Here is a 23,615-nt window from a genome sequence, read left to right as displayed (position 1 = left end):
CCAGTTTTTGCAGAACCGATTGATACAATACTGCTTCAGACATAACTTTGAATTAAGGCAATAATGAACAAATTCAATGACCTACCTTTAGATAACTAGCCCTTTCACAATCCCTCAATCTCGTCGTCACTCAGCCCCGTATATTTCTTAATTTTCTCAACAGGTTCACCTTCCATTTTCATCTCTCGGGCAATATCCAGTGCCTGCTCTTTTTTCGCTGCTCTGAGTTCCGCCCTAAGTGTCCGTGCCCAGGAATTTTCTTCGCGCAAGTTCTTATAGTAAGCCTCATTCTTCTCTTTTTGAAAGAATTTTACAAACCAGTCAAATCGAATGAGTGCCTTTATCTTTGCCATAATGCGCTAGATTTTGATCCAACCTGGGAATTTCCTACGCCACCGCAAACCCCGTATACTTCCGCTCTGATGGCGCATGAAATGCCAGTACAATATCATTTTTATCCACCCCTCTTTCCATCAATTCGTCACCAATCATGGCATCAGTGTTGTTTTGATACACCCAAATTTTACCATCTTTGATGTCCAGGTGAAAAGCGATGGCATAAACAAATTTTGAGTTATGCTGCCAGCCAACAGTCAGCAATTGGAAGTGATTTCTTTCTTTATCGGCGATAATTTGCGTTTCCAGTCCTGCGCCAGGTTTTCCAAACTGGGAATAATCTGTCAGCAAGGACAGAATTGCTTCTTGATATTGATTTATCTTATCCATAACTGAATTGTTTCTTTTTCAACATCGATCACTACCAAAGGAATTTTTTTCAACTCCATCAATCGAACGACAAATTTCTTTTGGAAGAATTTCTCATAAGTAATGCTTGAGATAGCCAAAACAACTTCCCTGTCAGGTTGGACTTCTGCTAATGCAAAATAGTAATTGTCGTATTGCCCCATTGCTTCGTAAAAGTCATGAGAGAAGTTTTGGCCTAAAAAACTTTTAATTTCTACGGCCAATTTCTCTTTTCCTCTTTCAATCGCAATTACTCGCTCCACCCCAAGATCGGGGAAGTGTAACCGATCTTCCCACAATACTTGTAAAGGGTCGTCGGTTACAGTCCAACCATCCTTTTCAAAAGCCTTACTGATTTCGTGGTGATAATAATCTCGTTTCGGCATATTGATACATTATTGTTCAAAAATAGTGGAGTTTTTATTAAGAACCAAGCTCTCCTACTTCACCTCAACCCTTTCCCCACTCGAAAAGCTACTAAACTCCGGTGCATACATGCACTGAATGCTACTGATGCCATTCGAAAAAGCCCCTTTGTGCACCACCCGCAGTGGGTATTCAAACACATAAGTCCCTTTGCGCAGGTAATCGATGAAGAAGTGCGTTGCAGCGTCGCCGGTGCTTTCGTAGTAGCCCAGGCCGCCCTGGTATTTGTATTGACTGAGTACGTTCATCGGTTCGAAGCCCGAGGCGCGCATGTCTTTCAGGTGGATGTATTCCATGTCGCGGTCGGAGCGCAGTTCTACCCTTACGATCAGTTTGTCGCCAGGGTGTAGGGGTTCCGTGGCGGTGATTTCGCGCAATTTCGGGCCGGTGGCCGTTTTTTCCTCTTTGAAGAGTTTTTTGCGCAGCGTCAGTGGCGTTGCTTCAAAGCCTTTGATTTTGTCCAGTTGCTCGAAGTATTGCCAGTACATCGCGCCCCAGGAGATGCCAGCGTTGGGATTGCTCACCGTTACCTGCTCCATGCCGGGTTGGATGTCTTTGCCTTTCCAGGAGGTTTTGAAGTAGCCAGTGCCTGGTTCGGCGTCGTTTTGCGCTTTGCCAATGGTGGCTACAGCAACTTTGTCTTTCAGTTGTTTGAAGTCAATTTTCACCTGTTGCGCGTCCGCCAGCATGTCTACCTTGCCTTGGGTCACTAGCAGGGCGTAGATCGCCTCGGAAGTAGCCTTGGTGGTTTTCCAATGGGTGGTTTGTTTATTGCGCAGCAGCCACACTTTCAGCTCGTCTACCGCTTTGTCGTCTTTGCCCACTTCGGCAAAGAGTTCAATCATCAGTGCCTGTGTTTCGATCGGTGCTTCGTACCAGTAGTAGCCTGCGGGCGATTTCCAGTACATGCCCAGCTCTTCGGAGCGGATGGCGCGTTCGTTTAGTGACTTGACGATTTGGGCAGGTGTGGTTTTGTCTTCAAAGCGGTGCAGGGCCAGTGCCAGCATGCCTTGCGCGTAATTGCCCTTCTTGTTCCAATAGGTTTTGGCCTGTTGCAGGAAGTAGTTGCGCGCTTCGCTGGCCTCTTTGCTAAAGTTGGCTTTGGCATAAAAACTGCGGGTATACAAGTAGTGGATGTACATGTCGCCGAGGTGATCGTCCGACAGTTTCAGGCGTTTCTCCCGTTCCGCTTTTTTCAGATCCGCATAAGCTTCGGCGATTTGTTTGTCGCAATATTCAATGGCTTTCAGGGACATTTCATCGCTGGCCAGCTTGGGTTTTACGCCCAGTGCAGCCAAGTGACCAAAACCCGCAGCCAGGTGTTGGGTGATGTACCAACTGCCAGTTCCGCCGGGAAACCAGCTCCAGCCTCCGTCGGCCATTTGGCGCTCGCGGAGTTTGCCCAGTGCCGCCACTTCTTCGTTGGCCATGCGGTCGAGGTCAAAGAGGATGGCGATTTGTTGGCGTTGTTTTTCTTCACTTTGTGCTTCCAGTACCCAGGGCGTTTCTTCCAGAAGTACTGATTTCAGTTCCTGATTGGCCCGCAGGTTGCTTTGCAGGGCAGTGGCGGAATTTTTCCATTTGTCAAACACCATGCGGATCTTGGGGTGTTGATCCACCACGTGTGCCGCCAGGGTATTGGCGTAGAAGCGACTGAAAATCTGCTCTGAACAATCGTGTGGGTACTCCATCAGGTAAGGCAATGACTTGACTGCCAACCAGGCCGGATTGGAAGTGAATTCCAACGTAAACTGATGGGGTTGCAGGGTGTTCGACTTGAAACCTTCTGCCATGGAAGCCAGGGTGAAATTGCGCGTCTGTTTGCTGCGTACAAACAAGGGCAGCGTTTCGGTCACCAGCATGCGGTTGCTCAATACAGGCAAAGCATTCTCCTCTCCATCGCTGAAGGTGCCCGCAGATGCCATCACGCGGTAAGTCACCGCACTGGCACCGCCTACGGGGATTTTCAACTTCCAGGACAAGGGCGCAGATTGCCCGATTGCGACATTGAATGCTTTCGAGCTATTGGTGTTCGCAAAAGCCACGTCGATGGCCTGGCCATTCACGGCATCAAACAATTGCAGGGAAGCAGTGCCGTTGAGGGCTTGGCCACTCAGGTTGCTCACTTTGGCTGTAAATTCTATCTCATCGCCTTCGCGCAAGAAACGTGGTGCGTTGGGCTGAACCATCAATTCTTTTTGGGTCACTACCGAGCGGGTCGTGCTGCCAATTTTCAGGTCTTTGGTATGCGCCAAGCCCAGGAATTTCCAACGGGTCAGCGCCTCGTTCATCTTGAATTTGATGACAATCGCGCCGCTGGCATCCGTGGCCAATTCAGGCATGAAAAAGACCGTTTCCTTGAGGTTGGTGCGGGGCTGGAAATCAGCTGGTGCGGGTTTGTTGGTTTTGGGTTCAGGTTCGTTTCCGGAAAGATCCTTTTTTAAAACTTCTTCTTTTTGTTTGTAAGTTACCGGATCCGTTACCATTGATTTTTCGGATGCCATGGCACTAGGTGCCGCCATCGAATACTCTTGAGCCCCTGCCGAATCCATCATGGGTGCACCAGGTGCGCTGCGCATCATCGCTCTCCGGGGGCGACCGGCCATTTGAAAATCGCCTTCTTCGCCATCATAAATGTAGCCGAACCAATTCAGGCGAGGATAAGCTTTCCCGGTCTCATTTTCCTGTCGGGTAGACAGGTAGTAATTGGCAGATACCGCACTAAAAGCCTGATTGCCCCAGCGGTACGCCGAATAGTCCTGAGTGCTGAATGGCCACATCGACCAGGAATTGGCAGCAAATTGATCCAGTGACTCATCGTACAGTGCGGCTACCATTTCAGCAGCTACTTGTTCGCCTTTGGGGCCACTGATGCGCAAACGCCACTCTTCGTCCTGACCAGGTTTGAGCTTGTCGCGGAAACTCTGGTATTCCACTTTCAGTTCCTGGCTGCTCCAGGGGATTTCCAGCGTAAGGTTGTCGCTGTAAGCGCGGCCTTTCCAAACATAGGCCAACAGGTATTGAATGTTGCCGCGATCGGCTTCTTTGGCGGTGTAGCTTTCTTCCAACCAGCCTTTTAGATTGACCCATTTGCGGGTGCGAATGCGGCTGTTCTTTTCGGTTTCGATCAGTATTTTCAGGTCTTTCACACCAGAGGCCAACAACAGATTGGCCATTTCACCGGGTTCAATTTTGACCTTGGCCCAATCTTTCCAAAAAATGGTATTGGCAGCTACCTGTTTGGTTTGGCTATTGTAGGTCTGGAAGTATTTCGTAAACTCGATTTTCTCTCCCTTAGCGTCCTGGGTACTGATTTCTACAGCATAATGACCAGGAGCGAGTTGGCTCATCGGAAGCGCCAGACTATCGTTTTGGGCAGTATTGAAATTGCTTTCCAGGATCAAGTCTTGTTTGGGCCAGTTGGCGGGCTGATCTTCCTTTCCAAAGGGTAGGGTAGGGAAGCTGGCACGGAAATCTTTTTCCAGGATGCTGGGGCGATCAGGTGCTTCCCACAAGCGGTTTTGGTAGGGCTGGGTGGGGCCTTGCAGGCCGTAAATCTTGATCTTGCCAGCGGCAGCCTGAAACTGACCATCCAGGTTCTTGGTGTCAATGCCCAGGTGCTGGGTCTTGGATTGATCCATGATTTCGGCCAAATTCAAATCCACGTTGAGGGTCACGTAGCCAATGGTTACGCTGCGCTCGCTGGAGTGGGTTTCACCCGTGATGTCCACTACATCGGCATATACCGTAAACTGAAACTCTGGTTTATCCGCAGGTGCTACATCCCGATCGGGTTGCGCCTGGAAGCTTACGCTGAATTTTCCTTGGTCGTCGGTTTGGGTTTCACCCAGCGCAATCTCTTGCTCTTCAGATTTGCCTGGCCAAAAACCACCCCAGCGCCACATCATCCACCAGGGGATGCGGGTTTGGCGTACTACGCGGTAGGTCACCTTCGCTCCAGTGATGTTGTTTCCAGCAAAGGCCGTTGCTTCTCCTTTTACGGTGATTTGCTCGTCGAGTTTGGCTTCGCCTTCCAATGGCTTCAGTGCCACTTCAAACGTAGGGCGTTTGTATTCTTCGACGTTGAAACCAGTGGAAGAAGCGCCAATGCTGCTGATCAGGCTCATGCGCCCGCGCAAGCCTCCAGGAGGGGCTACAAAAGTACCGTTGAAAGATCCGTAGGCATTGGAGACCAATTCCTTGCGTTCAATTTCCTGTTGGTTGGCGTCAAAAAAAGTTACGGTGACTTTGGTATTGGCCAAAATAACTGGCTTCTCGTTGCTGCGGTTTTCTACAGCAATGCCTTTGAAATATACTGTTTGGCCGGGGCGATAGATGGCGCGATCCAGGAAAAAGTGGGTATGTTGGGTAATGTCTTCCCGAATTTCCCGGCTGTAGCTGTAATAACTGTCGTTGAGGTACAATTGGTCTTTACCTTGGGTGAAACGCACCCGAATGGAACGATCGCGGATGTTGGAAGAAATGAATCCATCCTGATCGGTTTTTCCTTTGCCAATTTCATTGTCCTCGTAAACCCGCGAGCTGCGGTTGTATTCATTGCTGAAGAAAGTGGCTTCGACGCCAGAAATAGGTTCGCCCGTTTCGCGATTGACTACCACCAGGTTTAAGGCGCCGGTATCGTCGTTGCGGGTCAGGATGCCAAAATTGGACACGTGGAAAAACGCAATCGCCGGGCGATTGTCTTTGGTGCCCATCGCTTCATCATCGGCGGCGAGGAGGGCATAAAAACCCAGGTCGAGTCCCTCGGTTTTGATTTCGGTGAAGTGCTCCTGAAGGTCTCCATCATCGGGTAGCGTGGCCATCCATTTGCGCAAGGGTTTGATTTTGCGCAGCAAAGCATCGCCTTCTTCTTGGCGCAATTTGCGGTGTTTGTCGCGTAGCTCGGGGCTAAGGAGCACCAAGCGCATGAAGGTCTTAGGGGTGTTGCGAAAACCAAGCTGGATAAGGATCGGGTTTTTCGGACTGCTGACTTCCTCCAACTGCAGGTTGAGGCTGCGATTGAGTAGGCTGAATATCAGGTTTTTGCAGGATTTTGCACCACTGGATTTGGGGAATATTTTGATGCAGTCTTCACAAATCGCTTTGGCCTTTTTCAGATCCAGGCGGTATTTTTCGGTATTTTTATCTTGGGCATTGTACTGGCGTCCTTTTGAGGCATAATATTGCGCAGTGCGGTAGGCAGCACCTGCAGAGGCAGGATGCGTGGGGTATTTTTTACCCAAATTTACCAAAGCCGCCAGGTACAATTCATCCTTGTTGGGCAAAGTTGCGTTTTCGTAGACAAAATCGAGGCGCAACAAATCCGCGTCAATCAAGGCATCGGGTTGGGCGTCTTTCAGGTGCCATTTGATCACTTCCTGGTACAAGAGCAAGGCACGGCGTTGGTACGAAACTTCGTCTTTGCTGGGGAAATTGGCATTGACAAAACTGGCCGCTTCCGCAAAAGCCAGGGGCGAATCGAGGTTGAACTTGTAGGCTGGAGTAGCTATTCTACTGCGGGAGTTGGAGAAATGTGCGATGGCGCGATGGGCCAACACATCAAAGAGGGTAGGGCGCAGGCCTTCGGTGTTGATGCCGGGCAGCAAAATTGGATCCAGGGATTTGAGCGTACTGCTGCGCAAACGCTGGTCTTCAACTGAAGCCAGGTAAAGCTTGGCACTTTCATCCTGAATTTGTTCCAGTGACCAGGTAGCCAGGTCAGCGGGTTTGTATGCTTCTATCGTGGTGCGATCATTGAAACGCCAGTAATTTTCGTCCTGGTACTTTTGGTACAATTGACCCAGCATGGATTGAATGATGGGTTTTTCGGGGAAATCGGCTGCATTCAGCTCTTCGCGCATACGATTGATGGCCAGTACTTCACCGTTTTCTTCCAGGTTGTTGATGTACTTGCAGCGGTAAATCAGGGCTTTGAGCAATTGTGCGGATTCTTTTTCCTGTTTGGCCCTGGTGTAAAGGGCCTCTACTTTTTCGAGGGCAGACCGCAGCAGCCCCTGGCTTTCCAGAGAGTCGATCTGTTTCCATTCTTTTGGATAGTCTTTTAGGATCATTGGCCGTTTGCTTGAAAAAACGTTTTTACTAAACCCCGTCAGAATGACCAGCAAACTTGTGAGGATTAGGAATGTCCATTGGATTAGTGATTTTCGATTGTTTTTCATCTTGGTATGTTTATCTAGCACCGGATGCAAAGACGTATAAAATTACACAAAAAATGATTGATCTGGGCTTTTAATGTTTCCGTTTCTTAACTATTTCCGGTTTGATTTTATTGCTTAAAACGCTCAATGGACACTTCTGGATCTAATGCCGAATCATTCAGGATCGCTTCACTCAAATGATTTGCCCAAAACGGTGCCAATGAAGCTCCTTTTGTACCCAATCCATTGAATATCCACAGTTGAGGAAATTGAGGATGTTGCCCCAAAAACGGCCTTCGATCCTTTACCGTTGGACGGATGGCTGCCCAATGCTCGATCACCTCATAAGGCATTTTCAGCACGGTATCCAGGCGATCCAATAGCTCCAGACGGGCTTTCTCCGTGGGGGCGTCATTGTCAAAATGCCATTCGTAGGTAGCACCAATCCAGTACAAATCATTTTCGAGCGGAGCGATAAAGGTGTTGTTTTGCTTGACGATCTGGTCAAAATTGGCTTCGGGTACCCTTACAATCAGTGCTTCTCCCTTGTCGCCTCGGAAGGGGAGGTAGTTGAAAAACGGATTTTTGACCGCACCAAAGCCTTCGCAAAAAAGAACCGCCTTGGCCTGGATGTCCTGGTAAGTGATGCCTCCATCCCGCCTGATCAATTCATCGTAATGGAATTTATTTTTACTCAGCCAATTTTTCCTCATCAAATATTTTTGATAAAAACCCAAAAAAACTGCGACGTTGAGCTGCGCACTTTGTAGGGTTTGGCCGTAGGCTAGAGTAGGGTAAAGGAGGTTTTGAAAATCGCCAGCAGGAGCATGGTCTCCCATGTACTGTTGATAACCTGGATCTCCGGCACGGGATAGCCAATCGTTTTCTTCTTTGGGAGAGCCGAGGGCGCGCAAAATACAGCGTTCGTGGTAAAAAGAACCGCCCAACAAGGCTTCAAGGCTTTGATAAGTTTCCCTCGCAAAAGGAATCAGCTCATCGACCCGCCAAGATTTCACGAAATAACGCCCTGTAACCGGATTGATCAACCCTGCTGCGCGGCGAGAAGCGGAACCTTCGCCGTCGGGGTCGATCACAAAGATGGATGCGCCTTTTTTTTCCAGGAAATGGGCCAAAAGGGAGCCAGCCAGTCCCTGGCCAACAATCAAGAAATCAACTTTCATATAAGATTTTCCAGTTCAGCCTGGATTTTTTTGGGTAAACTTTTGACGATCAACTCATAGGAGTGATCAATCAATTCCTGGATAATTTTGGGAGAAAGGCCATTTTCGGTATGTACCGTATTCCAATGCTGTTTGTTCAAGTGATAGCCTGGAACAATTTCATCGGGGTAAGTTTCCCGCAATTCGATGGCGCGATCGGGGTCACATTTGAGGGCGATGCTGGTTTCTTCTACATCCAATGGCAGGATGGCGAACATTTTCCCCATAACTTTAAACACCATGGTTGTTTCGCCAAAAGGGAAAGTATCTTCTGCGGCTTTTTTGTTCAGGCAATACGCACAAAGTTCTTCTACATTCATAGTGGTGATATTGTTGCCTTAAATGTACGAAAAATAGGTCTATTTTGTGGGCAAAATAACGATATGAAGCCGCTGTTGATTCTACTTTTGCCGTTGTTCCTGATGGGTTGCGGGTATGCTTCTGCCCAAAACCTGAGCAGGGCATTGTACCTCAATCATCCAGTAGTTTTTCGAGGCGAAAAAATTGTGCTGGAGGTACTGGAAACACACCTTCCTGTACAAGAAAAAAGTGCCCCCAAAACCAAAGTCCTGCAACGTTTTGACGCCATGCAAAAACTCATCTTGCAAGAAGTATTTGAAGGTGACAAGCGACTTTCCAAAGACACCATCACTTACTACAGTCCTGGGGGGGTAAAAAAAGCCTCCATTTTGGAAACCTGGGATGTCAATGGCAGCTACCAGCGCCGTACCGAAAACTACATCTACGATACACGGGGCTTTTTGGTGCGCATTCGGGAATTCAGTGAAAAGGGTTATCTGCGCTATGAAACCCGCATCAAAAATCAGGGTCGGGGCTTGCCCTATTTACTGGATAAATTCGATGGCAATGACAACCCTCAAGGCTCCAGTGAAGAAGCAGAATATTTGCCCGAAATCAATCGCTACATTGTCAAAAAAACCAACGCTATGGGCAAGGAATCCTCCCGTGATACTTTCGTGCTGGATCCGCTGAAGGTGTCCGAAATTCCTGCTCCTGGCGAAAAGTACAACGAACAAGGCGAGCTGATCAAAGACCCCCAACATGCCTACGAATACCGCTATGATGAACAAGACAATTGGCTTGAAAAAAAGTGCTTTGAAGTAAAAATGATCAAGGGCAAAGAAAAAAGAACGCTGTTGGAAAAATGGGAACGGAAGTATCTTTACTTGGTAAAAAAATGAAAATTAGAGGCTTAGCTTATACTTTAATTTTAGATTTTAACCAAATAGTTACATTTTTCAATCAAAAAACTTATATTGCCCTTTAATATTTGTATCAGCGTAAAGAATTTTACGTCTAAAGGCAACCACTGGCAGTAATACAACAATAAAACTGCCCTACAGCGGAGAGAAAACCATGATTTACGACGGCTTTCCAACATACCAACAACTCGACAAAATGGACTGCGGTGCAACCTGTCTACGGATGATTGCACGCCATTACGGTCGGTATTATTCGCTGGAACACCTGCGAGAATTGAGCCACGTTGGACGTCAAGGCGTGACTTTGTTGGGCATCAGCGACGCCGCCGAATCGATCGGTATGCAAACCCTGGCCGTTGAAACCACGTTTGAGCAATTGTCTTCCGTGATCCCGATGCCTTGTATTGTCCATTGGGAGAATGAACACTTCGTTGTTGTATACCGCATTTACAAAAACCGCGTTTGGATTGCTGACCCCGCCAAGGGCCGATATCAATTGGACAAAGATGAGTTTTTGCGCCACTGGATTTCTGAATCCGAAGAAGAAGAGTCTCATGGCATCGTTTTGCTGATGCAAACCACGCCAGAGTTCTATTCTCGCGATGGGGAAAAACAAAACAAAGGGGGCATCGCCTACATTGCCAAGTATTTCCGCAACTATTCCAATCTGGTCATTCAGCTTTGTGTGGGCTTGTTTTTGGGTATGTTGTTGCAATTGATCTTTCCTTTCCTGATCAGGGGCGTTGTAGATGTGGGCATCGGCAACCGCAACCTCAATTTTATTACGCTGGTATTGGTGGCACAAGGCGTATTGTTTTTGACTCAGGTTATTGTTGAATACATCCGCACCTTTATCCTTTTACACGTTGGGGTAAGGGTCAACATCAGTTTAATTTCAGATTATTTGATCAAATTGACCCGGCTGCCCATTCGTTTTTTTGATAGTCGGGTTACTGGTGATTTGTTGCAACGCATTTCGGATCACGAGCGCGTACAGCGTTTTTTGAGTTCCACGACCTTGCTCTCGGCCTTTTCGTTTTTCAACCTTCTGGCTTTTGGCATCATCCTGGCTTCTTGGAACCTTCGGGTATTTCTGGTTTTTTTGGTGGGTACCTTTATCAATTTTCTCTGGGTAAGCTGGTTTATGCAGAAAAGAAGGGAGTTGGATTACCGCCATTTTGCCCAGTCTTCCGAAAACCAGGTCAACCTGATGGAGATGGTCAACGGTATGCAGGAGATCAAGTTGTACAATGCCGAGAAGCAAAAACGCTGGGCCTGGGAGCGCGGACAAGCCCGCTTGTTTCGCACCAACATGAGCGAACTGCGCATAGAACAACTTCAACGCGCAGGTGCGATCGCCATCAATGAAGGCAAAAACCTGCTGATCATTTACCTGATTGCCCAAGCTGTTGTCAAATCCCAAATGAGTCTCGGGATGTTGGTCGCGGCGCAATACATCATTGGTCAATTGAATAGCCAAATCAACCGGGTCGTAGATTTTATGCAATCCTGGCAGGAAGCCTCGATCAGCATGGAACGCATCAACGAAATCCACCTCAAGGAAGACGAGGAGAATCCACAGGAGAAAATGACCATCTTGCCCGAAACCGGCGACATCGTCATTGATAACCTCAGTTTTCATTATGAAGGCCCCAGCTCTCCGATGGTATTGAAGGGCATAGAACTGCGCATCCCCAAAGGCAAAACCACCGCCATCGTGGGCCGCAGTGGCAGCGGTAAAACCACGCTACTCAAATTGCTCCTCAATTTTTATGACCCCACCGAAGGCACCATTCGGGTTGGTGATGTGCTGATGCGCAACCTCAGCAACCGCATTTGGCGTGAAAAATGTGGGGTGGTCATGCAAGAAGGCTATATTTTCAATGATACCATTGCCCGTAACGTAGCACTTGGAGACGAGATCATTGACAAGGAAAAACTGCTTCGTGCAGTAAAAGTAGCCAATATCCAGAGCTTTATTGAAGCTTTGCCCATGGGCTACAATACGAAGATTGGCTCGGAAGGATTGGGGTTGAGTCAGGGACAAAAACAGCGTTTGTACATTGCTAGAGCAGTATACAAAAATCCGGATTACCTGTTTTTTGACGAAGCCACCACCGCGCTCGATGTGTTCAACGAAATGGTGATCATGGAAAACCTCAATGAGTACTTCCGAAGGAAAACGATCATTATTGTTGCGCACCGCTTGAGTACGGTGATGAACGCCGACAACATCATCGTACTGGAAGATGGTGAAATCGTAGAGCAGGGCACGCATGCAGAATTGACCTACATGCGTGGGGCTTATTACCAACTGGTAAAAAATCAGTTGGAACTCGGATCGTAGTTCTAGCAAATAAAAGAAGTGAAGGAACTGGACAACATAGAAATCCGCAGTGAGGAGGTACAGGAAATCCTGGGTACACCGCCATCCTGGATGGTGCGTTGGGGAAGCCTGACTGCGCTCGCCATTTTTGTGTTGTTGATGTGGCTGGCTTTCCTGGTCAAATACCCTGAAGTGGTAGAAGCCAACATCCGCCTGGTTTCCAAAGACCCCCCGGTACGGTTGACTGCACCCAATGCCATTCGGATTGAAGAGGTCATCGTGCGCAACAATACGCGGGTTGATTCTGGACAGGCTTTGATTGCTTTTCGAAGTACCGCCAATTTTCGACATGTATTGACTTTGGAAGATTACATCACGGCTTTGTCCAGCTTGCGAGATGAGGATTTGCTGAAATTTAAAGTGCCCAGCAACCTGGTTTTGGGCGAACTTCAAGCAGATTTGTATGAATTTCAGGATGTGCAGGTCAAGTACAATTCTGAAATGTACAAAAACCTGTCAACCTCGGATTTGCGCTCTTCTCAAGGTCAGATTGGTCGCCTGGATCGAAGCCTTGATTTCCAAAAAAAAATACGGGCTCAAATCCAGGAGCAAATTGCGGAGGCAGATCAAGAACGCAAAAACAAAGAACACCTGGTGTCGGTGAATCAAGCTTCGCAGGATCATGTCAACGTGGTAATCCGCCGCATTATGGACTTGAACAAGGAATTGTCGCGCACGGAAAGTGAGATTCGGGATCGGGAGTCAGAACTTTCTGCTTTGCGGATTAAAATACGTAGCATTGAAAGCGGAGCAGACAACGAGTCCAATTTTGCCTCAGACGTATTGCGGGAATCCTTTTTGCGCCTGCGCGCAGGGGTAATTACCTGGAAGCAACGCTACATCATTGAAGCGCCAACGAGTGGGTTGGTGCAAATTGTAGGCAGCAACGTCTCCGAAAACAACTTTGTATACAAGGATGAGCAATTGATGGTCATCGTGCCCACCAAAGACAAAGAGATTGTAGGCAAAATGTTTATTCCGTTTCAACGCTCTGGTAAGGTTAAAGTGAACCAAAAAGTAATCGTGCGTCTGGAAAGTCTGGATTATCAAGAATATGGCGTATTGGAAGGTCGGGTTGTTTGGAAATCGCTTTCTCCACGAGACGATGGCCAGAAAGTTGAAGTACCCATAGAAGTTGCATTTTCAAGAGAAATGATGACAACTGCCAGAAAGCAAGTGCCTACCGACGAGGAATTGTTCGGCGAAGCCCGCATCATCACGGAAGAGCGGCGATTTATTGAGCGGATTTTTTCGGGCATTCGGGGATATCGGAGTTATTGACTCGCATTGCGAGCAGCTTCGCTGCTTCTATTTTCCACCACCTGAGGCACTTCAGACACCTAAGAGTCACCTGAGGCAATACAATTTGGATTCTAAGGTTAATCTTAGGTGCCTAAGGTGGTGAAAGAATTACAGCAGCGAAGCTGCTATTGCGCAATTTGAGTTACTGTTCAGCCATAATTATTGGCCCCTCATTTGTTGGTAAAAATCCAGAATGCGCATATCCGTTAAAATATCCTGAGACCGAATTCTTTGGCGCAGTACGATGCCTTCCAACGTTCGACAGCGGCTGAGTGCCACATAGGTTTGGCCATGCTCAAAAGCCCCGCCACCTAAATCAATAATCACCCGATCAAAGGTTTTGCCTTGTGCTTTATGGATGGTCACGGCCCAGGCCAAACGTAGAGGAAACTGTGTAAAAGTGCCAACTACTTCGGTTTGAATGTCTTCGGTTTGCGTGGGATCGTTCTTGTAACGGATGATTTCCCAAGTGACTGGTGCGATGTCTATCTCCTTCAAATCGCCACTTTTCTCTTCAATCTGAATTTTGATGAATTCATTGCCCAATGCCACAATTTTGCCAATCGTACCATTGACGTACCGGCGATCCGGGTCATTTTTGAGCAACATCACCTGGGCATCGATTTTCAGGCTTAGGGCTGCCTCCGCAGGATATTGGGTCGGGTTGAATTCTCCGGTTACTGTGGCCAGGTACTTGCGCTCGGGCAAGTCAATTTTGCCCAATTCCCGCTGATTGATGCGGTCGGAGGTCGCATTGCGGGCGCTGAGCGTGATGTAAAAATCTTCGGGCTCAAAATTTGGATCAAAACGTTCGTTCAATTCATCCAAATCGTCCTGATCGGCGTGGTTGAGCCGAATACCGTCCAGGAGGCGCAGGAAATGCCGATTGTCCTGGCGGTACACTTTCCGCAATTCCAACATCTCGATTTCAAATCCCCGCTTGAAAACCTGAGCAGAAAAGAAAAAAGCGGAATCGTACGAGGTGCTAAAAACCTCTTGCTCAAAATCGCTGGCTACAACGGGGGGAAGTTGAAACAAGTCTCCAAAAAACACCACTTGCACCCCACCAAAGGGCAGCGGACTGTCGCGATTGAGGCGCAGGAAGTAATCGATGTTGTCCAGCATGTCGGCACGCACCATGGATATTTCGTCGATGATCAACACTTCCATGTTGCGATACAGCCTGCGGTCTTTGCGTTTGCTGATCTCACGAGTTGAAATCAAGCGGGGCGGAAAACCAAAAAAAGAGTGGATGGTTTGGCCTTGTACATTGAGGGCGGCTACACCAGTTGGCGCCAGCACGACCGCTTTTTTGCGGGTGGTATTGCGAAACAATTGCAACAATGTTGACTTACCCGTACCTGCTCGTCCGGTGATGAATAAGTTCTTGCCTTCTTTTTCGATCAGGTCAAGGGCAATTTTAAAGTCAGTATTGAGTTCGAGTGCTTTCATCAAAATAGACTCATTTGACCAGCGCTGTCGGAATTTATTTTTTGCGGGCCGCGGGATTCAATTTCAGGAAACGCCTTCAAAGCCGTGGCCAGGTATTTGGCCAGCTCCGGAGCCAAAAGGTTGTCGGGTTCATGGGTGAAAAAATACACCTCCTTAAGCCCTTGCTGATGCCATTGGCGCAAACGGGGAATCCAGGCATCAATCCGGCTGTAATCGGTGGGATGCAAGCCATTGCCTACAAATCTGATCATGGCGATGGACGAGGTCAGGTGCATGTGCAGTACGTCGCGTCTGCCTGCAACGTCGGTTAAAACCGTTCCCATTTCCGTTTCGGACATGAGGCCAAAAACTTCCTCTACTTCGGTTGTAGCCTCTCCATCGAACCAGGATTCGTGGCGCATTTCCAAATTCAAGGGAATGCCTTGAGGCCAATGGTGGATGAATTTTTCCAGCACGCCTCTCGATTTTATACCAAAATGAGGCGGCACTTGCAAAAAACAAGCGCCCAATTTTTCTTCTAAAGCCAATACCGCTTCGCAAAACTGACCAAAAGCAGGATTGCTCAAGCCCAAATCCCGACTGTGACTCAGTATTTGCGGGATTTTAGGGCAAAACCGAAAATCACCTGGCGTGTCCGCCTTCCAGCGTTCGATGGTGGCCAAATCGGGAATGCGGTAGTGGGTGGTATTCAACTCGATCGTGTTGAATTGCAGGCCATAAGCCCGCAAATAATCTGCCGCTTTGGTACCTGTCGGGTAAATGCTACCCACCCATTCCTTCATCGACCATCCTGTGCCACCAATGTAAACGCGAAATTTTTCCGACTTATCGTACTTTCGCAGCGTGGTAGCCGTACCAGGAGCATCTCCTGGGAGGCTAAAATCGACTTTGCTGATGTCAGGGAGTTTCCCAAATTCCATGATTTCAAGAAATTTTATTAGCCACAAATTGCACAAATTTTCACAAATAGAATTTGTGAAGAATTTGATTTGTGAAAATTTGTGAAATTTGTTGCTAGTAAACACTACCCAGCCTGACGAAGTCGGGCTGATCATTGAAAGCTTAACGTTGAAATTTTGTTCGAGAGAAAAGGAGTTTATGCTGAAAAGGATCTTAAACATTGCTGGAAAAATGGAAATCGCCTTGGCAGAACGCCGTTCTGCGGATGCGTTGAGGCGCTTACCCGCTGAACGGAACCTGATTGATTTTTTCAGCAATGATTATTTGGGATTTTCACATAGCCCCGCAGTGAAGCAAGCCATTCAAACCGCATTAATGGAAGATGGCCCTTTGGGTGCAACCGGGTCACGTCTGATCAGTGGCAATCGTCAGGAAATGGAAGTCTTTGAGCAGTTTTTGGCGGCTTTTCATCGCAGTGAAAAAGCACTTTTGTTCAATTCAGGGTATGCTGCCAATCAAGGTTTGTTGTCTTGTATGGCTGAACGGCACGATACGATCCTTTACGACCAGTTGATTCACGCCTCTTTGCGGGAAGGATTGAAACTGAGTTTGGCTACCCATTATTCTTTTCGGCACAATGACCTGCAGCATTTGGAGCAAAAATTGCAAGTGTCCAAAGGCCAGATTTTTGTGGTGGTGGAAAGTGTGTATTCGATGGATGGCGACGAAGCTCCTTTGATCGAAATGCTCGAATTGTGTGAAAAATACGGTACTGCCTTGATCGTGGATGAAGCACATGCGACCGGGGTATTGGGACCTGAAGGACGTGGATTGGTGGCTGAATTGGGCTTGGAAGAGCAGATTTGGGCTCGGATTTACACCTTTGGCAAGGCTTTGGGTGGGCATGGCGCCGCGATTTGTGGCCCAGGTTATTTGATCGACTACCTGATCAATTTTTCCAAACCTTTCATCTATACGACCGCCTTGCCCTGGCATGGTTTGGTGGGTGTGCAAGCTGCCTACCATCAAATGCAAAAGGGAATGGCATTGGAAGCCTTGCAGCAAAATATCCGCTTTTTTACCGAACAAATTCCTGCTTCATTGCGTCCACAGTTTATTCCGAGCCGCAGTGCAATCCAGAGTTTGGTTTATCCGGGCAACTCGGCGGTGCGGGAACTGGCAAAAACGCTGCAAGACCAAGGGTTTGCGGTTTGGCCGATTCTGCATCCAACGGTGCCCAAGGGACAGGAGCGACTGCGGATTTGTTTGCACAGTTTTAATACGGAAGAACAGATTAGGCTTTTATTGGATTTATTGGAGAAAAAAATTTTGCCATAAATAGGAGTTATATCGAATTTTTGATAATAACCGTGGTTTGTTTGAAGCCCCGTTGGGGGCGAAATATGGGTAGCTAAAGCATAACCAGCACCTTTTAATAGTCCCGTCAGGGACGAAATGTGGGTATTTAGGATGTAATTAACCCACATTTCGTCCCTGACGGGACTTTGAATTGGAGCTCGGGCGCATTTTCTACCCATATTTCGCCCCTACGGGGCTTTAAAGTGGGTATTTCAAAAAATCGGGAGGACTTATGTTTGTGGTGAACATCAAGTTCAACAACCATGCACCATCAATACTTTGTAACCGGCATCGGTACCGAAATAGGCAAAACCGTGGTTGCGGCAACTCTGGTCGAAGCCCTGCAAGCCGATTATTGGAAACCCATTCAATCTGGCGACCTGGATCATACCGATTCCATGAAAGTGCAAAACTGGATCAGCAATACCCAAACCCGGATATTCCCCGAGCGGTTTCGTTTGACTATGCCTTTGTCTCCGCACGCGTCAGCTGCCATCGATGGGGTGGAAATCAAGGTTTCCGACTTTCAATTGCCATCCACCGATCGCCCTTTGATTGTTGAAGGTGCTGGGGGCTTGATGGTGCCGCTCAACCATCAGGAAACCATGCTGGATTTGATGCAAAACCTGGGCTTGCCCGTTATCCTGGTAGTTCGGCATTATTTGGGCAGCATCAACCATACCTTGTTGAGTTTGGAGGTATTGCGTTCGCGGGGGATTGTGCTGGCTGGATTGTTGTACAACGGAGCGGAGAATGTGGCTTCGGAAAAAGCGATTGAGGCGCTGAGTGGGGTGAAGGTGTTGGGGAGAGTGGGGGAGATGGGGCATATTTCGCCTGAGGCGATTGCGCAACAAGCGGAGTTGTTGCGGGAAACCTTTGTGAATCCAGGGTAATTTTTGTAGCTTGCAGTACAAAATCGAGGTCGATGATCAAAAAAGTTGAGCTAACGAATTTTTATAGTTTTGGGAAAACGACAATTGAGTTGCACCCTGAAGTCAACATTTTGGTTGGGATAAATGGCTCAGGGAAATCCAATTTCTTGAGAGCACTTCGGATATTAAAGGAAGGAGTAAATGGAATTGGGTTATACAATTATTTTGTACGCCACTTAGGAGGGTTTGATACTGTTTACAATAGAACTGTGCTTCCAGGAGAATTAAACTCAAATAAAATTGAACTTGAGTTTACATTTGATACCAGTAAATTTAAATATAAGGATGAATACAAATTTGAAGATGATAGTTTAGTCTATACAATTACATTAAATCGTAAAATAGGTGGTGGGGCGGATTATTTTACAGAAGAAAGCCTTTGGCGTTCGGATGGTTATAAATATTTTTTCTCTATGCTTGGATTTGAGGAAGATGGTAAAAGTGTATATTACAATAAAGGATTTGATGAACAAGAGTTAATGTTAGGCTCCATCGTACTCAGAAATGAAGACGATTTAAATGCCTTGGAGGTACTTAAAAAGAACATAAAAGAAATCTTTGTATATGAATCTTTTGATACTTCCCCCAATAGTGGCATTCGCAGAATGGTGAACTCAAATTCGACAAAAGCACTCTCTTTAGACGGCGCAAATTTGACTCAGTTATTAAATATCATTAAGATTAATGACAAGAGGAATTTTCGAAAAATTGAAGAATTATTTAAGGAGGTCAACCCTAATTTTACGGGCTTTGATTTTCATTTCATTGCTGGAAATATTGAGTTGCAACTTGAAGAACGTGAGTTTGCTCGCTCTATTCCTATTTCAAATTTTTCTGACGGGACACTCAGATATTTATGCCTTTTAGCTATATTTTTTAATCCCAATCGCGGGAAACTAATCTGTATTGATGAACCAGAATTGGGCTTGCATCCCGATATGATTCTAAATTTAGCAAATGCAATTAAAGACGCTTCTGCAACTTCGACTTTTGTCATTTTAACCCATTCTGAGAGTTTATTGAATTACTTTGATATTGAAAATCTCCGAGTTTTCGAAAAAGACGAACAAAACGGAACTATCGTAAAATCCTTCTCCACCGACCAATTCGCTGAATGGTACGAAGATTACACCATCGGCCAAATGTGGAAACAAGGCGACTTTGGGGGAGTGAGATATGGCAACTAAAAAGACCTTAATCATTGAAGGAAGTAGTGATGCCACCAATGGAGACCTTCGTCAAGGTTTTGATAAGCTGCTTTCTAAAAAGATGGATCAAAATAAGCCCAAAATCATCCTTGGGAACGGAAAATCCCAGGCAATAAAGAAGTTCCTACACTTCAAAAACGAAGGTGAAGAGGTTGGGTTATTGATGGATTTGGATCAGCCCGAAACGAATCGCACCAAGGATTTGCAAGCACAAAAACTGGAAAAATACAAGGATCAAATTTTCTACATGATTCAAGCAGTTGAAGCCTGGTTCATTTCGCAACCTGACATATTAGATGACTATTTTAACGCTGATATTACCAAAAAACTCCCCAAAAGAAGGCCTGCGGAAATTCCTGAACCTAAGGATATACTCAAAAAAGCAACCAAAGGAACTAAAAAAGGTGAGTACCATGAGATCAAACACGCCGTTGAATTACTCAAACGTTTAGATGCCACCAAACTCGAAAATGAATTTCCTGACTTCAAAAATTTGCTCGCTTTCTTGAAAAAATGAACTTTGTGTCCACATTTTTGCTGACTCTAATAGAACCCGCATGGGTCTAAACCAAACTGTTATTAAAATGTCGACACAACCCAACTGGATCACCCGCGATCGTGCCCACATCTGGCACCCCTACACCCAAATGAAAACCGCCGACGCCCCAATCGCCATCGTGGCGGGCAAAGGCGCCGAACTGTTCGACGAAACGGGCAAGGTCTACCTCGACGCCGTAGCCTCCTGGTGGACCAATATCCATGGCCACGCGCACCCCTATATGGCCGAAAAACTGGCCGAACAAGCCCGTACCCTGGAACACGTCATCTTTGCAGGTTTCACCCACCCGAGCGCGATAGAGCTGGCCGAACGTTTGTTGCCCTTGTTGCCAGCAGGCCAAAGCAAGGCTTTCTTTACCGACAATGGTTCCACCGCAGTGGAAGTGGGCATCAAAATGGCCATCCAGTATTTTTACAACCAGGGCATAGCGCGTAAAAAAGTCATCGCATTTGATTTGGCCTACCACGGCGATACCTTTGGTACCATGTCGGTAGGTGGAGATTTGTCGTTTCACAACGCCTTTCAGGATTTTTTGTACCAGGTGGAACGCATACCTACACCCATCCCTGGCCAAGAGGAAGCTTGCCTTATTGCATTGGAAGAATACCTTCAAAAAGGCGATGTGGCTGCATTCGTTTTCGAACCCCTGGTGCTGGGAGCAGGTGGAATGCTGATGTACAGCCCTGATGTGCTTGATCAACTGATGGCGCTTTGCAAAAAACATGGCGCCTTGTGCATTGCCGACGAAGTCATGACCGGTTTTGGGCGCACCGGTAAGCTTTTTGCGACCCTACATTGCCAGGAGACGCCCGACATCATTGCCCTTTCCAAAGGCCTGACTGGAGGCATGCTGCCCATGGCCCTAACGACCTGCACCGAGGCCATTTACCAGGCCTTTTATGCAGATGACAAAATGAAGGCTTTGTACCACGGCCACTCCTTTACGGGCAACCCCCTAGGCTGTGCGGTGGCCTTGGCGAGCCTGGATTTACTGCTGTCTGCTGAAACACAAGGGAATATCGAAAGGGTGGTGAAACGGCAATCCGATTTTTTGGTGAAAATCAAAAATCACCCCCAAGTGCAGAACGCTCGTCAAACCGGAACCATTCTGGCCATCGAATTCAAGACCGACACGCAAAGCGGATATTTTAATAATTTAAGAGACCTTTTGTACCGTTTTTTCCTTCAACGTGGCTTAATTTTGCGGCCTTTAGGAAATGTGGTGTACGTTTTGCCGCCGTATTGTATCACCGATCCGCAATTGGACCAAGTGTATACGGCGCTGGAAGCGGCACTGGATTTTGAATGGTAGGCTTCTAATTTTACGCTGTAATCAAGTGTGCGTTGGGAGAGCCGAAAGTTTAAAGTCCCGATTCCGAAATCAACGACAATGGGAAAAAACAAAATCGGCATAACGGGCTGGGGCAGCATCTCCGCTTTAGGCTTTGATCCTTGGGGCAGCTACCAGCAATTGGAACGGCATTACCTGGTACAAGATGCTTACGGGCATTGGATGGGGCGACTGCCCGTTGCCGCAGAGTCCCGGATCATCAAAATGTGCTCCAGCGACAAGTACTATTTCCAGGTCGACCGCTCGGTACTTCTGGCCATCACTGCGGCAGAGCAAGCGTTAACCCGTGCGGGCTGGCAAGCAGGGCCGGGTTTGGGCATTCAAATCGGGTCTTCTCGTGGGGCCACCAATACCTGGGAACATTACTACCAACAATGGGAAGGCGGCATCGAAGGCGGCTTGTCTCCGATGACCTCGCCGCTCACTACTCTCGGAAACTTGTCTTCTTGGGTGGGCTATCACCTGCGCTCGGGCGATATGGTAGCCGAGCATTCGGTTACTTGCAGCACCGCCTTGCACGCCATCCTCAGTGGGGTAACCTGGCTGGAAAGCGGCAGGGTGACCCGCTACCTGGCTGGCGGAACCGAAGCGCCCCTTACACCCTTCACCATCGCCCAAATGAAAGCTCTGCGCATCATGGCGGGGGTGGATGACTACGATTATCCGGTGCGGGCGCTGGATTTGGAAAAAACCGCCAATACCATGGCCATTGGCGAAGGCGCCGCTTGTTTTTGTATGGAAAAAGAACCCAGCGAAGCCTTGGCCTGGATCGAAGGGATAGGTTTTTCAACCGAATGGGGCGGTACGCCAACCAATGTTTCAAAAGATGCGGATGGCATGCAACGGGCCATGCGCATGGCCTGGGAAGAAGCAGGTTGCCCAAAAGTAGATGCAATCGTAACCCACGCTCCGGGTACCAAACAAGGAGACGCGGCGGAAATGAAAGCCATTCAGGCAGTGTTTGGAGAAGACCTGCCGCTGATCACCAACAACAAATGGAAGATTGGCCATACCCTGGGCGCTTCGGGCGGCTTGAGCCTGGAATTCGCCTTGTTGATGTTAATGAATGATCGATTTATCGGAATTCCCTATCTTGCCGCCGCTTCAGCAGCAAACCGTCCTTTGGAAACCATGTTGGTCAATGCGCAGGGGTTTGGCGGAAATGCGGTGAGTATTTTGCTGAGAAAGGGAAACAAATATTAATACATGGAGATCACTGTTTTTTGCCAAAAGCAAACGATAGTGGATTCAAAAACTGAATAATGGCAGCTACACAAAAACAATGGACCTTAGCGGAAATTCTGGAAGTTTACCACACCCCTTTGTTGGAGCTTGTATTTCAGGCTGCTACGGTACATCGTCAGCACCATAACCCACGTGAGGTACAAATCAGTACGCTGGTTTCAGTCAAAACAGGCGGATGTCCTGAAGATTGTGGGTACTGCCCCCAAGCAGCCCGTTACCATACCGGTGTAGAAAACGAACCGATGATGAGTGTGGATGCGGTGCGTTCTGCGGCCATGCAGGCACAGGCCATTGGTGCTTCTCGTTTGTGCATGGGAGCAGCCTGGAGAGCAGTAAAAGACGATGCCGATTTTGACCATGTGATTGAGATGGTCAAAACCGTTCGTGAGCTAGATATGGAGGTTTGTTGTACGCTGGGCATGCTCAACGAACACCAGGCGCAACGCCTTGCCAATGCAGGCTTATACGCTTACAACCACAACCTGGATACTTCTGAGGAATTCTACGACGACATCATCTCTACCCGCAGCTATGATGATCGCCTGAAAACCCTCTCCAATGTGCGCAAAGCCAACCTGACCGTTTGTTCAGGAGGTATTGTCGGCATGGGCGAATCGGTGGAAGACCGCTGTAAAATGCTCTTGACCTTGTCTCAATTGAATCCTGTACCCGAATCTATTCCCATCAACGCCCTGGTGGCGGTAGAAGGTACACCGATGGAAAATCTGGAACCGATCCCCATGTGGGACATCATCCGGATGGTGGCCACTACCCGGATTGTGATTCCTCAAACCACCGTGCGCTTGTCGGCAGGCCGGACTGAAATGAGCCAGGAAGGTCAGGCTTTGTGCTTTATGGCCGGAGCAGGTTCGATCTTTGCAGGTGAAAAACTGCTCACCACTCCCAATCCTGATGCCTACGAAGACATGGACATGTTCAAGGCTCTGGGGTTGATTCCCAAGCGCCCCTTTGCGGATGGTTTTGTTCCGGAAATCAAGGAAGAAGAGGTCGTAGCCGGAGAAGGAATCAAATGGTCGCGCCCCGGTCACCGCATCGAAGCGAACGTGAAGTACGCGGAATTGGGTAAAGAAAAACGCAAACAGTAGGGGCATCCCTACGTGGATGCCCCTAAATCCAAAACCCCGAAGGG

Annotated in this window: 18 protein-coding genes; 10 read left to right on the top strand and 8 right to left on the bottom strand. The window is 47.8% G+C overall.

From position 1 onward, the window contains the following. Nucleotides 1-104: 104 nt before the first annotated feature. The 6 genes from ABW391_RS06305 to ABW391_RS06280 form a co-directional block, all read right to left on the bottom strand. Nucleotides 105-353 (bottom strand): hypothetical protein, encoded by a 249-nt coding sequence (locus tag ABW391_RS06305; RefSeq protein WP_353480990.1) that lies wholly within the window; start codon nucleotides 351-353, stop codon nucleotides 105-107. 34 nt (nucleotides 354-387) lie between these two features. Further along, nucleotides 388-726, bottom strand: a complete 339-nt coding sequence (locus ABW391_RS06300; protein ID WP_353480989.1) for a XisI protein — start codon at nucleotides 724-726, stop codon at nucleotides 388-390. Continuing rightward, the gene (locus ABW391_RS06295) at nucleotides 714-1,130 is read right to left on the bottom strand and encodes a XisH family protein (RefSeq protein ID WP_353480988.1); all 417 of its coding nucleotides are present in this window, start codon (nucleotides 1,128-1,130) and stop codon (nucleotides 714-716) included. The genes ABW391_RS06300 and ABW391_RS06295 overlap by 13 nt, the downstream gene beginning before the upstream one ends. A gap of 54 nt (nucleotides 1,131-1,184) precedes the next feature. After that, a complete protein-coding gene (locus ABW391_RS06290) occupies nucleotides 1,185-7,349 on the bottom strand; it encodes an alpha-2-macroglobulin family protein (protein WP_353480987.1) in 6,165 nt (2,054 codons plus the stop codon). Nucleotides 7,350-7,456: 107 nt separating this feature from the next. Next, nucleotides 7,457-8,509: an NAD(P)/FAD-dependent oxidoreductase gene (locus tag ABW391_RS06285; protein WP_353480986.1), complete on the bottom strand. Its 1,053-nt coding sequence runs from the start codon at nucleotides 8,507-8,509 to the stop codon at nucleotides 7,457-7,459. Beyond that, a complete protein-coding gene (locus ABW391_RS06280) occupies nucleotides 8,506-8,868 on the bottom strand; it encodes an MmcQ/YjbR family DNA-binding protein (RefSeq protein WP_353480985.1) in 363 nt (120 codons plus the stop codon). Before ABW391_RS06280 ends, ABW391_RS06285 begins: the two co-directional genes overlap by 4 nt. A gap of 63 nt (nucleotides 8,869-8,931) precedes the next feature. Between ABW391_RS06280 and ABW391_RS06275 the strand changes: the two genes are divergently transcribed. From ABW391_RS06275 to ABW391_RS06265, 3 genes are all read left to right on the top strand, one after another. Beyond that, the gene (locus ABW391_RS06275; RefSeq protein WP_353480984.1) at nucleotides 8,932-9,750 is read left to right on the top strand and encodes a hypothetical protein; all 819 of its coding nucleotides are present in this window, start codon (nucleotides 8,932-8,934) and stop codon (nucleotides 9,748-9,750) included. A gap of 175 nt (nucleotides 9,751-9,925) precedes the next feature. Continuing rightward, nucleotides 9,926-12,118, top strand: coding sequence for a peptidase domain-containing ABC transporter (locus tag ABW391_RS06270; protein WP_353480983.1), 2,193 nt, complete (start codon nucleotides 9,926-9,928; stop codon nucleotides 12,116-12,118). A gap of 18 nt (nucleotides 12,119-12,136) precedes the next feature. Further along, the gene (locus ABW391_RS06265) at nucleotides 12,137-13,438 is read left to right on the top strand and encodes an HlyD family secretion protein (RefSeq protein ID WP_353480982.1); all 1,302 of its coding nucleotides are present in this window, start codon (nucleotides 12,137-12,139) and stop codon (nucleotides 13,436-13,438) included. 180 nt (nucleotides 13,439-13,618) lie between these two features. Here the strand turns inward: ABW391_RS06265 and ABW391_RS06260 are convergent, their stop codons facing one another. Together ABW391_RS06260 and ABW391_RS06255 are read right to left on the bottom strand one after the other, a co-directional pair. Next, nucleotides 13,619-14,911, bottom strand: coding sequence for an ATP-dependent DNA helicase (locus tag ABW391_RS06260; RefSeq protein WP_353480981.1), 1,293 nt, complete (start codon nucleotides 14,909-14,911; stop codon nucleotides 13,619-13,621). Next, the gene (locus tag ABW391_RS06255; RefSeq protein ID WP_353480980.1) at nucleotides 14,911-15,831 is read right to left on the bottom strand and encodes a DUF72 domain-containing protein; all 921 of its coding nucleotides are present in this window, start codon (nucleotides 15,829-15,831) and stop codon (nucleotides 14,911-14,913) included. Before ABW391_RS06255 ends, ABW391_RS06260 begins: the two co-directional genes overlap by 1 nt. Before the next feature lie 178 nt (nucleotides 15,832-16,009). On the opposite strand from ABW391_RS06255, the gene ABW391_RS06250 reads away from it, so the two are divergent. From ABW391_RS06250 to bioB, 7 genes are all read left to right on the top strand, one after another. Continuing rightward, nucleotides 16,010-17,149 (top strand): aminotransferase class I/II-fold pyridoxal phosphate-dependent enzyme, encoded by a 1,140-nt coding sequence (locus ABW391_RS06250; protein ID WP_353480979.1) that lies wholly within the window; start codon nucleotides 16,010-16,012, stop codon nucleotides 17,147-17,149. Between the two features lie 284 nt (nucleotides 17,150-17,433). Further along, nucleotides 17,434-18,063, top strand: coding sequence for a dethiobiotin synthase (bioD, locus tag ABW391_RS06245; RefSeq protein WP_353480978.1), 630 nt, complete (start codon nucleotides 17,434-17,436; stop codon nucleotides 18,061-18,063). Between the two features lie 32 nt (nucleotides 18,064-18,095). Continuing rightward, on the top strand, nucleotides 18,096-19,289 hold the full coding sequence (locus ABW391_RS06240) for an AAA family ATPase (RefSeq protein ID WP_353480977.1): 1,194 nt from the start codon (nucleotides 18,096-18,098) through the stop codon (nucleotides 19,287-19,289). Further along, nucleotides 19,279-19,827, top strand: a complete 549-nt coding sequence (locus ABW391_RS06235) for a DUF4276 family protein (RefSeq protein ID WP_353480976.1) — start codon at nucleotides 19,279-19,281, stop codon at nucleotides 19,825-19,827. The genes ABW391_RS06240 and ABW391_RS06235 overlap by 11 nt, the downstream gene beginning before the upstream one ends. A gap of 67 nt (nucleotides 19,828-19,894) precedes the next feature. After that, entirely contained in the window at nucleotides 19,895-21,181 is a 1,287-nt protein-coding gene (gene bioA, locus ABW391_RS06230; RefSeq protein ID WP_353480975.1) for an adenosylmethionine--8-amino-7-oxononanoate transaminase, read from the top strand. 78 nt (nucleotides 21,182-21,259) lie between these two features. After that, nucleotides 21,260-22,423, top strand: coding sequence for a beta-ketoacyl synthase N-terminal-like domain-containing protein (locus ABW391_RS06225; protein WP_353480974.1), 1,164 nt, complete (start codon nucleotides 21,260-21,262; stop codon nucleotides 22,421-22,423). Between the two features lie 59 nt (nucleotides 22,424-22,482). Next, nucleotides 22,483-23,571, top strand: a complete 1,089-nt coding sequence (gene bioB / locus ABW391_RS06220; protein ID WP_353480973.1) for a biotin synthase BioB — start codon at nucleotides 22,483-22,485, stop codon at nucleotides 23,569-23,571. Nucleotides 23,572-23,615: the final 44 nt, after the last annotated feature.

Source organism: Haliscomenobacter sp. (assembly GCF_040403615.1).
Classification (GTDB): Bacteria; Bacteroidota; Bacteroidia; order Chitinophagales; family Saprospiraceae; genus Haliscomenobacter.
Note: the sequence above shows the minus strand (reverse complement) of the source record. Positions and strands in the feature narration are given on the sequence as shown.

Coding starts and splice junctions, on each gene's coding strand:
- ABW391_RS06305 (WP_353480990.1), bottom strand. CDS start 353: ATGGCAAAGATAAAGGCACTCATTCGATTTGACTGGTTTGTAAAATTC.
- ABW391_RS06300 (WP_353480989.1), bottom strand. CDS start 726: ATGGATAAGATAAATCAATATCAAGAAGCAATTCTGTCCTTGCTGACA.
- ABW391_RS06295 (WP_353480988.1), bottom strand. CDS start 1,130: ATGCCGAAACGAGATTATTATCACCACGAAATCAGTAAGGCTTTTGAA.
- ABW391_RS06290 (WP_353480987.1), bottom strand. CDS start 7,349: ATGAAAAACAATCGAAAATCACTAATCCAATGGACATTCCTAATCCTC.
- ABW391_RS06285 (WP_353480986.1), bottom strand. CDS start 8,509: ATGAAAGTTGATTTCTTGATTGTTGGCCAGGGACTGGCTGGCTCCCTT.
- ABW391_RS06280 (WP_353480985.1), bottom strand. CDS start 8,868: ATGAATGTAGAAGAACTTTGTGCGTATTGCCTGAACAAAAAAGCCGCA.
- ABW391_RS06275 (WP_353480984.1), top strand. CDS start 8,932: ATGAAGCCGCTGTTGATTCTACTTTTGCCGTTGTTCCTGATGGGTTGC.
- ABW391_RS06270 (WP_353480983.1), top strand. CDS start 9,926: ATGATTTACGACGGCTTTCCAACATACCAACAACTCGACAAAATGGAC.
- ABW391_RS06260 (WP_353480981.1), bottom strand. CDS start 14,911: ATGAAAGCACTCGAACTCAATACTGACTTTAAAATTGCCCTTGACCTG.
- ABW391_RS06255 (WP_353480980.1), bottom strand. CDS start 15,831: ATGGAATTTGGGAAACTCCCTGACATCAGCAAAGTCGATTTTAGCCTC.
- ABW391_RS06250 (WP_353480979.1), top strand. CDS start 16,010: ATGCTGAAAAGGATCTTAAACATTGCTGGAAAAATGGAAATCGCCTTG.
- bioD (WP_353480978.1), top strand. CDS start 17,434: ATGCACCATCAATACTTTGTAACCGGCATCGGTACCGAAATAGGCAAA.
- ABW391_RS06240 (WP_353480977.1), top strand. CDS start 18,096: ATGATCAAAAAAGTTGAGCTAACGAATTTTTATAGTTTTGGGAAAACG.
- ABW391_RS06235 (WP_353480976.1), top strand. CDS start 19,279: ATGGCAACTAAAAAGACCTTAATCATTGAAGGAAGTAGTGATGCCACC.
- bioA (WP_353480975.1), top strand. CDS start 19,895: ATGTCGACACAACCCAACTGGATCACCCGCGATCGTGCCCACATCTGG.
- ABW391_RS06225 (WP_353480974.1), top strand. CDS start 21,260: ATGGGAAAAAACAAAATCGGCATAACGGGCTGGGGCAGCATCTCCGCT.
- bioB (WP_353480973.1), top strand. CDS start 22,483: ATGGCAGCTACACAAAAACAATGGACCTTAGCGGAAATTCTGGAAGTT.